This is a genomic window from Hyphococcus aureus, from assembly GCF_042643165.1.
Lineage (GTDB): Bacteria > Pseudomonadota > Alphaproteobacteria > Caulobacterales > Parvularculaceae > Hyphococcus > Hyphococcus aureus.
Genome location: NZ_JBHRSH010000001.1, coordinates 2335410 through 2347787, shown reverse-complemented (window position 1 = coordinate 2347787; position 12378 = coordinate 2335410). Strand labels below are relative to the sequence as shown.

11 protein-coding genes are annotated in these 12378 nt (G+C 59.3%); 3 read left to right on the top strand and 8 right to left on the bottom strand.

The features are described from left to right. The first annotated feature begins 29 nt into the window (after nt 1–29). The 3 genes from ACFOOP_RS11435 (at nt 30) to ACFOOP_RS11425 (ending at nt 2393) form a co-directional block, all read left to right on the top strand. Entirely contained in the window at nt 30–428 is a 399-nt protein-coding gene (locus ACFOOP_RS11435; protein ID WP_379881088.1) for a MerR family transcriptional regulator, read from the top strand. Between the two features lie 218 nt (nt 429–646). Beyond that, nucleotides 647–1486, top strand: a complete 840-nt coding sequence (locus ACFOOP_RS11430; RefSeq protein ID WP_379881087.1) for a type IV toxin-antitoxin system AbiEi family antitoxin domain-containing protein — start codon at nt 647–649, stop codon at nt 1484–1486. Continuing rightward, nucleotides 1476–2393 (top strand): nucleotidyl transferase AbiEii/AbiGii toxin family protein, encoded by a 918-nt coding sequence (locus tag ACFOOP_RS11425; RefSeq protein ID WP_379881086.1) that lies wholly within the window; start codon nt 1476–1478, stop codon nt 2391–2393. The genes ACFOOP_RS11430 and ACFOOP_RS11425 overlap by 11 nt, the downstream gene beginning before the upstream one ends. Before the next feature lie 99 nt (nt 2394–2492). Here the strand turns inward: ACFOOP_RS11425 and ACFOOP_RS11420 are convergent, their stop codons facing one another. The 8 genes from ACFOOP_RS11420 to ACFOOP_RS11385 all read right to left on the bottom strand — a co-directional run bounded on the left by ACFOOP_RS11420 (nt 2493) and on the right by ACFOOP_RS11385 (nt 12364). Continuing rightward, nucleotides 2493–4550 (bottom strand): heavy metal translocating P-type ATPase, encoded by a 2058-nt coding sequence (locus ACFOOP_RS11420; protein ID WP_379881085.1) that lies wholly within the window; start codon nt 4548–4550, stop codon nt 2493–2495. A gap of 229 nt (nt 4551–4779) precedes the next feature. Continuing rightward, nucleotides 4780–5088 (bottom strand): P-II family nitrogen regulator, encoded by a 309-nt coding sequence (locus tag ACFOOP_RS11415; protein WP_274493828.1) that lies wholly within the window; start codon nt 5086–5088, stop codon nt 4780–4782. 13 nt (nt 5089–5101) lie between these two features. After that, nucleotides 5102–8257 carry an efflux RND transporter permease subunit gene (locus ACFOOP_RS11410; protein WP_379881084.1) on the bottom strand — a complete coding sequence of 1052 codons (3156 nt, stop codon included), beginning with the start codon at nt 8255–8257 and terminating at the stop codon, nt 5102–5104. 11 nt (nt 8258–8268) lie between these two features. Beyond that, nucleotides 8269–9435, bottom strand: a complete 1167-nt coding sequence (locus ACFOOP_RS11405; protein WP_375211450.1) for an efflux RND transporter periplasmic adaptor subunit — start codon at nt 9433–9435, stop codon at nt 8269–8271. Then, complete coding sequence (locus ACFOOP_RS11400) at nt 9435–10670, bottom strand: TolC family protein (protein WP_379881083.1); 1236 nt, start codon at nt 10668–10670, stop codon at nt 9435–9437. The genes ACFOOP_RS11405 and ACFOOP_RS11400 overlap by 1 nt, the downstream gene beginning before the upstream one ends. A gap of 59 nt (nt 10671–10729) precedes the next feature. Then, nucleotides 10730–11086: a hypothetical protein gene (locus ACFOOP_RS11395; RefSeq protein WP_379881082.1), complete on the bottom strand. Its 357-nt coding sequence runs from the start codon at nt 11084–11086 to the stop codon at nt 10730–10732. Nucleotides 11087–11123: 37 nt separating this feature from the next. Continuing rightward, the gene (locus tag ACFOOP_RS11390) at nt 11124–11711 is read right to left on the bottom strand and encodes a methyltransferase family protein (protein WP_379881081.1); all 588 of its coding nucleotides are present in this window, start codon (nt 11709–11711) and stop codon (nt 11124–11126) included. A 2-nt stretch (nt 11712–11713) separates the two neighbouring features. Further along, nucleotides 11714–12364 carry a cation efflux transmembrane domain-containing protein gene (locus ACFOOP_RS11385; protein WP_379881080.1) on the bottom strand — a complete coding sequence of 217 codons (651 nt, stop codon included), beginning with the start codon at nt 12362–12364 and terminating at the stop codon, nt 11714–11716. Between the last annotated feature and the right edge of the window lie 14 nt (nt 12365–12378).

Below are 12378 nucleotides of genomic sequence, written 5' to 3'. Positions count from 1 at the left end.
ATTCTGTAGTCGCTACAGGATCAAGAGAGATGGACCAATTCAATCTGACAATCGGGAAACTGAGCGATCAAACCGGCGTGAAGATCGAGACCATCCGCTATTACGAAAAAATAGGATTGATGCCGGCGCCGCCGCGGACTGAAAGCGGTCGCAGACTTTATGACGACGTCCTCGCCGACCGGCTTTGCTTCATCCGGCGCGGACGCGAGCTCGGATTTTCGCTCGATGATATCCGTGCGCTCCTGGGGCTGGAGGACCGAAAACCCACTTGCGCAGAAGTCTTCGAAATCACCTCCACGCATGTGGAGATGATCCGGACGAAGATATCGGATCTGAAAAAGCTCGAACGCACCCTTTCGACGGTCGCCAAAGGCTGCAGCCGTAACAGGACGCCCGATTGCGCGATCATCAAGACGCTGTTCTCCTGAGAGGCTTGAGAAAAGGTGTCTTAGGCTGTCATGGGCAGCGGCTCGTCCCGCGCTTTTTCTGCGGTCCCACAGCTCTTGAGCCGAGCCCGATTCTCAGTCAGAAGTAGTGAATTTGGTGCTTTAATAATTCTAGAATTTAATGGTAATTAACCCCCACCACGCGATTATCATAAACTCCACTCTTGCCAGAGCTTTGCAATTTCCCTATTTTGTTGGCTATGACCCAACAACGCCAGGAACGATTAAAGCCCCTGCTCGACGACCTGCCGCCCGGCTTTGTCGCCGACGCGGCCTGGCTGACCGGGCGCGGCATCGACCGCAAATCGATTCTGCAATATGAGCAGCGCGGCTGGCTCGAAAAGCTTGCCCGCGGCGTTTACCGTCGGCCTGATACGCACCGCGATGTCAACGCCGCCGGCGACTGGCGTCGCCTCGTCCTCTCCCTGCAGCGGATCATGGAATACGAGGTCCATGTGGGCGGACGGACCGCCCTGTCGCTACACGGCTTTGACCACTATCTGAGCCTCGGCGCCGAAACGCCGCGGGTCTATCTCTATGGCGATGTTCCGTCATGGCTTGCGCGGCTGCCGAACGCGGACCGGTTCGAAACAAGAACCCTGAGCCTCTTCGGCGGATCCAAAACCGGCGTCGACGGCATAGGCGACGAAGAGCAATCATCCCCGCCGCAACGACAACTGAACGACCTCGTCGTCTCAACGCCTGAACGGGCGATCCTCGAAATGCTGAACGAACTGCCGGCGAATGAAAGCTTTCACAATGTCGATGCGATATTCGAAAGCCTCGCCAATCTGCGCCCGCGCCTTCTCGAAGCCCTGCTCAAAGAGTGCCGCAGCGTGAAAGCAAAACGCCTGTTCTTCGTCTTCGCCGACAGCCAAGACCACGCCTGGCGACAATATCTAAACCCGGACGACTTCGATCTCGGCTCCGGCCCCCGTGCGCTCGTTGACGGCGGGCGGCTGCATCCGCGCTACGACATCACCGTGCCGCCAGAGCTGATAGACGGTAAGGAAAGGGACGAGTCTGACGATGGCCCGTGAAAGCTATCTCGCGCAGGTGCGGCTCTTGATGCGCCTCCTGCCCATCGTCTCGACTGAATCCGCCTTCGCCCTCAAGGGCGGCACGGCGATCAATCTATTCTATCGCGAAATGCCGCGCCTCTCCGTCGATATCGATCTCGCCTATCTGCCCATTGAAGAACGAGCGACATCGTTACACGCCATCGACGCTGCGTTCGACCGAATCATGGCGCAAATCAACAAACTGCCAGGCGTCACCGCAACACGAATCGCCGGGGGCGGCGGCGGCGATACGCGCATCCTGGCGAATGCGGACGGCGTGACCGTTAAAATCGAAACCTCGCCGGTGATGCGCGGCGCCATCGGCAAACCGCGACTGATGCGCACCACCGACGCTGTCGAGGACGCCTTCGGATTCGTTGCAACAAATGTTCTGGCGTTCGATGATCTTTACGCGGGAAAACTGCACGCGGCGCTCGATCGCCAGCACCCGCGGGATTTGTTTGACGTCAAGCTTCTTTATAAAAACGGAGGCCTCACGGACGATCTCTTCCGCGTTTTTCTCGTCTACGCCGCCTGCTCCAGCCGCCCCATGCATGAACTGCTCGCGCCGAATGAAAAGGACATTGCTGAGGGCTTCGCGCACGAGTTCGCCGGCATGACGGCTGAACCGGTGAATATCAACGCTCTTCTCTCCGTGCGAAAACGAATGATCGACGACATCCAGGCGCGGCTCAATGGAAACGCCGCTGAATTCCTGCGCACGCTGCAAGCGGCCGAGCCTGACTTCACGCTAATCGGCCTGCCGCAGGCCGCGGACCTGCCGGCGATTAAATGGAAACTTTTGAACCTCAAAAAATTGATGATAGACAATCCGGATAAGTATCGAGCGCAAAGCGAGGCGCTGAACGCTATCATCCGGAATTGAGAGCGGCGGCGCCTTCTTGTGCGAACAACCTCTACCTCACCGGACAAATCATGCCGGTCAGAACATCTGTAGCGTCTCTATTGGCAATATTGTTGCACATTATTGCCAGTTCACCGACTGCTCCGCGGACCAGAGATCGCCATTCAGATATGTCGTCTTTTTTGGTTCGTTGTACGCCAATAATCGTAATGCATTAGCGACGACAATGAGCGTCGACCCCTCATGCACCAGAACAGCTGGCCCGATGCCAAGTCCGAAAAGCGTCGCAGGAATAAGAACCGCAACAATGCCCAGACTGACCCAAAGGTTTTGACGGATCGTTCGGCTGGTCGCGCGGCTCAGTCCGACGGCGAATGGCAGCGTTTCAAGATCATCCGCCATAAGAGCGACATCGGCCGTTTCGAGCGCCACATCCGAGCCGGCTGCGCCCATAGCGACGCCAACGGTTGCGTTCGCCATGGCTGGCGCATCATTTACGCCGTCGCCAACCATGGCGACGCCGCCTGATTCTTTTAGATCCTTGATTTTCTCGACCTTATCGTCGGGCATAAGATCGCCGAAGGCGTGATCGAGACCAACTTCGCGCGCAATCGCGTCCGCGACTTGTTGATTATCGCCCGAAATCATCATCATTGTCGAAACGCCGATATCGCGCAAGCGTTGGATCACACGCCTGGCGGCGGAGCGCGGCGTGTCCATCAAGCCCAGAGCGCCAAGATACGCATCGCCCCGCCGGACAATCATCGTTGTCCGCCCCCGCGCCGACATGCTCTTGACGGTCACGCGAAGATCGTCTGGCAGCGGCGTTCCATTTGTCTCAGTAAAGAGAGCCGTTTTTCCGATGTGAACGAGTTCGTCATTCAATCGCGCGGAAACGCCTTTGCCGGTGATGCTTTTGAATTCCGTCGCGTTGTATTCAATGGCTCCCATTCGTTCTTTGACATCGCGGACGATCGCGTCGGCGAGTGGGTGGTCGCTTAACGCTTCAACAGCCGCGGCGACGCGAAGAAGCTCCGGTTCCGTTATGCCGGCGACTGGCGTGATTTCAACGAGCTTCGGCTCTCCGGATGTGAGCGTACCCGTCTTGTCGAATGCAATTGAATCGAGCCTGCCCAGCGATTCAAGCGGCGCGCCGCCCTTGATCAGCACGCCGCCGCGTGCGGCGCGGGCGATGCCGCTGAGGATTGCGCTGGGCGTTGCGATGGCGAGCGCGCAAGGACTAGCTGCGACCAGCACCGCCATCGACCGGTAAAAACTTTGCGCGGGGTTTTCGTCGAGAAAGAGCCATGACAAAGCCGTGATGAAGGCCAGCATGACGACGCATGGAACAAACACCTTCTCAAACTTCTTGGTGAAATTTTGCGTCGGCGACTGCCTGGTTTCAGCGGCGCTGACCATATCGATAACGCGGGCCAGCGTCGTTTCAGAGGCTCGCCGGGTCACCTGAATTTCGAGGCTTCCGGCGCCGTTAATCGAACCGGCGAAGACCTTGTGCGCCGGTTTGATTTTGTCGGAATTGTCAGCCGCTTCACTGCTATCTTTCACAGGCGACTTATCGGCCGGCGCGCTTTCGCCCGTAATTGGCGCCTGATTGACGCTGCTTTCACCCTTGATGACGAACCCGTCGGCGGGAATACGGTCGTTCGAGCGAACGATTACAATGTCGCCCGGCTTCAATTCGTCGACGGGTACTTTCGTTTCCCTCCCGTCCCGGCGAACGAGCGCCTCCTCAGGCGCAAGATCGGCGAGCGCTGATATGGCGTTACGGGCTCTCGCCATCGCGTAATTTTCAAGGGCGTGGCCGATGCTGAACAGAAACAGGAGGAACGCGCCCTCCGCCCATTCGCCGAGGACAGCCGCGCCGCCTGCGGCGACGAGCATAAGAAAGTCGATCTCAAATTTGCCGTGTGAAACTTTTCCGATTGCTTCTTTCAGCGTGAAATACCCGCCGAAAAAATATGCAGCCAATAACAAGCCAAACGCAACGCCGTCAGGCATCGCCGATATTTTCGGCCCGAGCCAACCAGCAAGAAGTGCGGCGCCGCACATTAACGAGAAGACGAGTTCAGCCCTGCCGTCCAACAAGCTGTTTAGCCAATCGTCGTGCTGATGATTGTCTTGCGTGGCTTTGTCGGTCGGCCGGCTTGTTTTATTCACGGCAAAAAATCCTCTGATGGGCAATTAAGTTAGGACAATGCGAGTAAAGCGACCGGCAGGTGTGGAAGCGATACCTTTATTGAAAAGAAAAGGCGGAGCCGCCGGGTTAGGGGGACGAACCCGGCGGCTCCTCTGGTTACGCCGGACGACTACGCGCGCAGGAAGTTGGCGCTATCGCCCGCTCGCAATTCGTAATGACACATGAACTGCGAGACCAGAAACTAAAGACTCAAATCGGAATCGCGGCCGTGATCTTGCTCACATAAATGAAGCCCGATTCCTCCATATCGGTTTTCCCGTTCGCGCGTATCAGATCAGCGGCTTCGGAGAGCCGGTCGTCTTCGCAGACAAGCTCCAGCTTCACCTCGGTGATCACGCGATCGCCAAGCTCGGTTGAATATTGCTGTTCTTTTTCGTCGAGCGCTTTGACCATGCCTTTGACATCGACGGCGGTCATGTTCGTGAAACCGCCCTTGCGCAAGGCGCGAACGACGCTCGCCGCCCGGCTGCGATGAATGAACGCCTTGATTTCAATCATGATGCGCTTCCTTTCATTCGGCTGCTTTTGCATGCGCGTCGGCGAGGTCGAGATCGCCCCGAGACGGCGCCGGCTCAGACTTCCGGCCGCGCATTTCCATCCACTCATAAATGACCGGCAGGAGAATCAGCGTCAGCGCTGTCGACGTCAGCAAACCGCCGACGACGACAGAGGCCAGAGGCCTTTGCGTCTCGGCCCCGACGCCGGTTGACAAGAGCATCGGTATAAGGCCGAGAATGGCGACGCTCGCCGTCATCAGCACCGGCCGCAAGCGCAGTTCGGTGCCGCGCCGAACGGCGTCGCGAATACTGAAGCCGGCGTCGCGCTGTTCATTAATGAAACTGACGAGCACGATGCCGTTCAACATGGCGACGCCGAAGACGGCGATGAAGCCAATCGCCGACGGCACGGACAGATATTGCCCGGTGACGAAGAGCGCGAAGAGCCCGCCGCTGGCTGCAAAGGGGACGTTTGCGATAATCAACGCGGCGTATTTCACAGAATTGAACGCCGTGTAGAGCAACACGAAGATGAAAAAGATCGTCGCCGGAACAATCAAAGACAGTTTCGCAAGCGCGCGTTGCTGGTTTTCAAAAGCGCCGCCCCATTCGATCCAGTAGCCCGGCGGCAAATCCACATTCGCCGCAATGACCTCATTGGCGTCCTTGACGAAGCCGTCGACATCGCGCCCGCGCACATCCATTTGGATGACGGCGTAGCGCTGCAACTGTTCGCGGCGGACGAAGGAATAGCCTTCCGCCGACGTGACCGTTGCAACCCGTCCGAGCGGAATGATTGCGCCGTCCGCCGTCTGCAGTGGAATATTGCGGATCGATTCCATGGACGCTTTCGATGCATCTTGAAGACGCGCCGTAATGTCGAATCGCCGGACGCCGTCAATGAGCGTGCCTACCGGTTCAGCGCCGATGCCGGTACGCACGACATTGAGAACGTCGTCAGCGTTCATGCCGTAGCGCGCGAGTTCAGCGCGATCGACCTGAATGCGAATTTGCGGCTTGCCGATATTGGCTTCGAGAGAAAGATCAGCCGCGCCCGGCACGCCGGATATCGCCTCCTTGATCTCCTGGCTAAGCCGGTCGAGTTCGGCAAGATCCTGACCGTAGATTTTGGCGGCCAGCGTCGCGCGCACGCCGGAGATCAACTCCTCGACGCGCATCTGAATCGGCTGGGTGAAGGCGACGACCGATGTCGGCACGGTTTCTTCGAGCTTTTCGCGCATGTCATCGGCGAGCGAAGCAACCGACCGCTTGCGCGGCCATTCGCTTTGCGGTTTCAAAGCCGTGTAGATTTCCATGTAGTTGACGTCGGCGGTTTCGCCTTTTTCGGCCCTGCCGATCATGGCGATGGTGGTTTCTACCTCGGGAAACTCGCCAAGTGCGTGTTCGATCTCCTTCGAAATCTCGATCGACTGATCGAGCGACGTCGAAGGGATCGACGTCACCCGCCACATGATCGAGCCTTCCTGCAATTGCGGCATGAATTCCTTGCCCAGGAAGGGAAAGAGCGCGAGGCTGGCGACAAGGAGGCCGCCGGCGGCGAGACCCACTTTCCGCTTGTTGTCGAGTGACCAGGCGATCAGGGGCAGATAGCCGCGCTTGACGATGCGCATCAGCATCGTGTCGCGCTCTTCCTTGGGCTTCAGGATCATCGCCGCCAGCACCGGAATGATGGTCAGTGTCAGGATTAATGATCCGGCCATGGCGAAGCTGATATTAAACGCCATGGGTTTGAAGAGTTTGCCTTCGAGCCCTTCGAGACTGAACAAGGGCAAAAAGACGACGATGATGATCATGATCGCGAACGCGATCGGATTAGCGACTTCCCGCGCGGCCTGCAGAACAGCGGCGGTGCGGTTGACCTCGCCGCCCTCTTCTTTTCGTTTCGCCATGATCCGAAACGAGTTTTCGACCATGACGACGGCGCCGTCGACCATCATGCCGATGCCGATGGCGAGACCGGCCAGCGACATGAGATTGGCCGAGAGTCCCGCCTGGCCCATGAAAATAAAGGCGATCAGCATGGCGAGCGGCAGCGCCGTGATCACGACCAGCGCGGAGCGGATTTCGCCGAGAAACAGAAACAGCACGATGGCGACGAGAATCGACCCTTCAATGAGGGCTTTCTCCGCTGTGCCGACTGCCTTCTCCACAAGCTCGGTGCGGTCGTAAATCGGTTTGATGACGACGCCGTCGGGCAGCGCGCCCTCGACCGTCTCGACCTTTTCCTTCACCGCATCGACGACGTTCTTGGCGTTCTCGCCGATGCGCGCGAGCGCCATGCCGAGCACGACCTCCTCGCCGTCGCGGGTGACGGCGCCGAAGCGCAGCGCCGGGGCCTGCTCGACTCTGGCGACGTCGCGCACATAGACAGGGGCGCCGTCCTTCACCTTGACGACGATATTGCCGATATCGGTTTCGTCCCGGACAAGACCCAAGCCGCGAACGAGATATTGCTCCGGCCCTTGATCGATATACTGCCCGCCGACCTGCCGGTTATTCGCCTCAAGCGCCTCGACAACATCAGAAAACCCGAGCTCGTATTTGATAAGTTGCAAAGGGTCGATCTGGACCTGGAACTGACGCTCTTGCCCGCCCCAGGACATTACGTCGTCGACGCCGGCGGCCGTGCGCAGGATGAGGCGCACGTTCCAGTCCTGCAGCGTCCTCAAATCCATATCGCTGATGTCGCCCTTAAGGGACTCGTCAGCGCGTTCGAGCGTGTACCAGAAGACCTGTCCGAGGCCGGAAGCGTTCGGACCCATTTCCGGCGAGCCGTAGCCTTCCGGTATCCGGTCGCGAACTTCCGCAAGCCGTTCCATGACAAGGCGGCGCGCGAAATAGATATCGACGCTGTCCTTGAAGTAGACGGCGACATAGGAAAGACCGAAGAGACTGACCGAACGGATTTCCGATACGTCGGGAAGTCCGGCCATCGCAGACTCCACGGGAAATGTCAGCAATTGCTCGACATCTTCGGCGGCGAGCCCCGGCGATTCCGTGTAGATGTTGACCTGCACAGGCGTGACGTCCGGGAAGGCGTCGATGGGAACCGTTGTGACCGCGCGCCCGCCGAGAAAGCTGACGACAGCGAAGATGATGAGCACCAGGAATTTATACTGGAGCGAGAATTCTACGAGTTTATTCAACATGGTTCACGCTCCTAATGCCCGTGGCCTTCGCCCATTTTCGTCTTTTGAATGAGCGATTTGAGGAGAAAGGTTTGTTCAGTGACGATTTCGTCGCCTGCCGAGACGCCAGACGCGATTTCGATCCATCCGCCGCTGGCGGCGCCGGTTTCAACACTGACGGGTTCGATTTCATCGCCCTCGATGCGGAAAACAGTCGGCGCGCCGTCCATCAGGACGACCGCGCGTTCCGGCAACGCCAGCGTTTCATCGCCGCCGCCGGCGGCGATTGCTGCGTCGACAAATTGACCGGCGTGAAAATCATCGTCTTCATTGCCGATCTCGACACGCGCCATCAACGTGCGCGTCGTTTCATCAAGCGCGTGCTGGAGCTGAATGACCTCGCCTTCTTCCCAGTGTCCCGCGCTGGACTTAACGCGCGCGGATGCGCCGACGGCTATCCTTTGCGCCTGTTCGGCGGTCAGTCGCGCTTCAACCCAGACCGTCGATTCGTCGCTGATTTCGACCAGCACCCGGCCGGGATCGACAAATTCTCCCAACGTGAAATCGTCGCGGACGACCGTGCCGGACTGCGGCGCGAACAGAATGAAGCGGCCCGTCGCCTTGCTGGCGTCGCCGCTTTTCAGAAGCGCGGCGACTTCCTGTTCAGCCATACCGAATGAGAGGAGTTTGGCATGGGCCTGCTGGCGCGCGACTTCCGCCTCGACATAACGCTTTTCAGAAACGACGTCCCGGCCGAGATTTCGGACGCGGCGCCATTCTTTGTCGTTGATGATGAGCGCGCCTTGCGCTTCGGCCATTTCGACGCTGGAGAGCGTGACCAGCGGCGCGCCTTCTTCGACTTTCTCTCCGCGCACGATATGTCGCTCGACAATCTGCGCGCTGATGCGCGGCGCGACTTGCGCCGTCCTGTAGCGGTTCGCCGTCACCTCACCCGGCGCAATGAACTCACCGGTCAGTTGTCGCTTGCCGAGCGCAATGGATTTGATCCCTTTGGCGCTCCGCTCCGCCGCCGTCATTTCGATATGACCGCCGCCTTCTTCGCCGTGGCCCTCTTCCGACTGCTCGGCTGAAGATGGCTTTTGTTCAGCATCCGATGCGCCGCAGCCTGCGACTGTCAGCGCCCCGAGGGCGATGATCGCCAGTCCAAGGCCAGAATTCAGTTTCCGAAAGTTACGCATCACAGAGTCTCCATCCATTCATTGAGCGTCCCTGACGCATCGAGCCAATCGATCCAGGCGCGCCATAAAGACCCTTGAAGTTCAATTCCTGCGCGTTCCGCGCTGTAGGTTTGATCGAGCTGCACGAGATATTCGACCGCAGTGATGTCGCCCGACCGCCATAATTGATCGAGCACGCGGCGTTGCTCACCGAGCACATCCGACCCGTCGCGCATCCACGCGCGCCACGTCCCCGCCGCGACGGCGAAGCGTCCGCTGGCTTCGACGAGCCGCGCTTCGGCGTTGCGTAGCTGATTGCGGATCGCTTGCTCGGCGGCGATGCGTTCGGCGCGCGCCTCATCGACTTCGGCCTGTCCGGACGCAAAAACCGGAATGGGTACGGACAATCGGACGCCGGCGAAATCGGCGTCTCCTTCGCGTCCATAGGCGGCGCCGATGGTCGGATCGGGAATGCGTGCTTTTTTCGCAAACCGGATTTCGGCCGACAGCGCGTCGGCGCGCGCTTCCGCCGCGCGCAATTCCGGCAAGCGGCGGACCAACGTCATATCGAGCGGCGGCGCGGCCGCCGGCGGGTCAGGTAGCACCGGCCAAGCCGGCATGACTTCGCCCACAAGCGCTGTCAAAGCTTGTCGCGCTTCGGAGAACTCGCTTCGGGCGGTCGTTTGCTCCGCGATCGCCTGGGAAAAGCTCAAGCGCGCAGCAAGACGCTCCGATTTTGATAAGTCGCCGGCCTCTGCGCGGCGGTCCGCAATCGAAGAAAACTCGCGCGCGACGTCGGCGCGCTCGGCCGCCAGATCGGAAAGGCGTTTCCTCGCCTGGTAATCCGCCAGCGCGGTCAGGAGTTCGGCGAATAACGCACGCTTTTCCGCTTCATAGGCAAAACTTGCGGCGTCGACGGCGCTGCGCGCGCCCTTCGCCCGAGTGGCGCGCTTATTGGTGATGTCGAAGGCTTTCGACAGGCCGATAGAGCGACTGTCATCCGCATCGTCTTCGCTGTCCGAGAACTCGCCCTCGAATTCCGGATTGTAGAGCGGCCGCGAATTGGCGCGCCCGCGCGCTTCCGCCGCATCGAGTTCGGCGCGCGCTTCTTCGAGCCTTGGATGATTGCGCGCGGCGTCTTCAAGAAATTGTCCTAGCGTCGGGCCAGGCTCAGCGGCGCTCTCCTGCGCGGACGCAGCGCCGAGCCCCCACGCCGCAAAAGCGGCGAGCGCAAGCCTGCATATTCTGATGGTCATTGGTCATTGTCCTCTTGGAATCAAAATTACTGATGGGCGCGCAGAGCGCGCGCGATCAGTCAGATTCGCGGAGGACGGAATAATGAGGAAAGAGAAGCCTGGGGGACGACACCGTTTTCCGGCGCTCTGATCTTGCTCGCAAAGAGCAGCAGGGACGCTGGCTCCAATGAGGCGCGAGACAGGGCGTGAAAATGACATGCGCCGGAATGACAATGCGCGGCGTGCTCCGGATGGATGGAACCTTCGTCAGCCGGCTCGCCTTGTGTCGCGGCGCGCTCTTCGCCCGCGTCGTGTTGCGTCGCATGATGGATGTCTTCTTCCGCCGCGTGCGCAGGCGCGACGATGCCAACCGCGCCCCATAGCGCAATCAACAATACCACAATGACGCGGTGCATATGTCGAATGGATGACATCATCTCAAATGCGTCCTACTGTAAAACTCCTGACAAATCATTATAATTTTTCGTTTACATCGTTGCGCCGACCCGATGGCGGCCTGAAATATCGCGCGGTCTGCCTCAAATACGACTCATAGGCTCTTCCAAAGGCCGCCCGAAGATGCGGCTCTTCGACCGATACAATATAACAATGAATGAAGAGCGCGAATGAGAGGGTGAGCACGAACGCCCAAACCGAAAGCGCGGCCAATGACACTCCCCCCAGGAACAAGGCGTATCCGACATATTGCGGGTTGCGTGACCAGCGGTAAACGCCCCGGTCAATAAGTTCGTCTTCCTTGAGGCCATAGACTCTCGAAAAATCCGCGTAGGCGCTCCGGCCCAGATAAATCAGCGCAGCCCCGGCAATCGCAAAAAATCCGCCAGCCGCGCTCGTCAGAATACTTGGGGCGCCAAGCGAACCCCGATCGAACCACGCGATTGCAAACAGCAACAAAGCATTGCCGTGCATTGCGGCGCCGGTCCAGACGGCCATCGGTATGCTGACGCGTCCGCGTTTCGAAAAGTCCCGTTTAACCAGCATCGCCATCGGGATGGAAAGCGCAGCATTGGCCGCCGCCAATATGAGTAACGCCCGCGCCATGCTCAAACACGCCCCTCGGCGAAATTCAGCGACGCGCGGCGTTCTTTCATCGACTGCGCAATAATCGAGCAAGCTGATCTGGCGAACAGGCTCGCAAGCAATGCCGCCACAATCAAATCGGGCCAAAACGATCCGGTCAGCCACACCGCTCCGCCGGCGGCGATCACGCCGATATTGCCGATGGCGTCGTTGCGCGAGCACAGCCAGACGGAGCGGACATTTGAATCGCCGTCCCGCCAGCGAAGGAGAATAAAAACGCTGGCGACATTGGCGGCGAGCGCAGCAAACCCGATGCCGCTCATCACCGGCGCAACAGGAGAGGCGTCGCCGAACGCGCTCGCAACCGTGGTGGTTAGGACAAACAGCGCCATCAAGCCAAGACTGGCGCCTTTAATGAGCGCCGCCGTTGCGCGCGTGCGCAGCGCCGCGCCGATAACCGCGAAGCTCAAAGCGTAGGTCGCAGTATCGCCCGCGAAATCGAGAGCGTCGGCTTTCAGCGCCTGTGAACTCCCAAGATAGCCAGCCGACATTTCCACCAAAAACATGACGGCGTTGATCGCAATCACCGCGATCAGCGCCCGCATATAGGCGGGCGACCGGCCGTCGAATTGATCGGTGTCAATTTGATTGTCCTCGCACGCGCATCCGGCCATCGCGGCTCTCCATT

Coding starts and splice junctions, on each gene's coding strand:
- ACFOOP_RS11385 (WP_379881080.1), bottom strand. CDS start 12,364: ATGGCCGGATGCGCGTGCGAGGACAATCAAATTGACACCGATCAATTC.
- ACFOOP_RS11415 (WP_274493828.1), bottom strand. CDS start 5,088: ATGATTGAAATCAAGGCGTTCATTCATCGCAGCCGGGCGGCGAGCGTC.
- ACFOOP_RS11395 (WP_379881082.1), bottom strand. CDS start 11,086: ATGATGTCATCCATTCGACATATGCACCGCGTCATTGTGGTATTGTTG.
- ACFOOP_RS11400 (WP_379881083.1), bottom strand. CDS start 10,670: ATGACCATCAGAATATGCAGGCTTGCGCTCGCCGCTTTTGCGGCGTGG.
- ACFOOP_RS11435 (WP_379881088.1), top strand. CDS start 30: ATGGACCAATTCAATCTGACAATCGGGAAACTGAGCGATCAAACCGGC.
- ACFOOP_RS11390 (WP_379881081.1), bottom strand. CDS start 11,711: ATGGCGCGGGCGTTACTCATATTGGCGGCGGCCAATGCTGCGCTTTCC.
- ACFOOP_RS11430 (WP_379881087.1), top strand. CDS start 647: ATGACCCAACAACGCCAGGAACGATTAAAGCCCCTGCTCGACGACCTG.
- ACFOOP_RS11405 (WP_375211450.1), bottom strand. CDS start 9,435: ATGCGTAACTTTCGGAAACTGAATTCTGGCCTTGGACTGGCGATCATC.
- ACFOOP_RS11410 (WP_379881084.1), bottom strand. CDS start 8,257: ATGTTGAATAAACTCGTAGAATTCTCGCTCCAGTATAAATTCCTGGTG.
- ACFOOP_RS11425 (WP_379881086.1), top strand. CDS start 1,476: ATGGCCCGTGAAAGCTATCTCGCGCAGGTGCGGCTCTTGATGCGCCTC.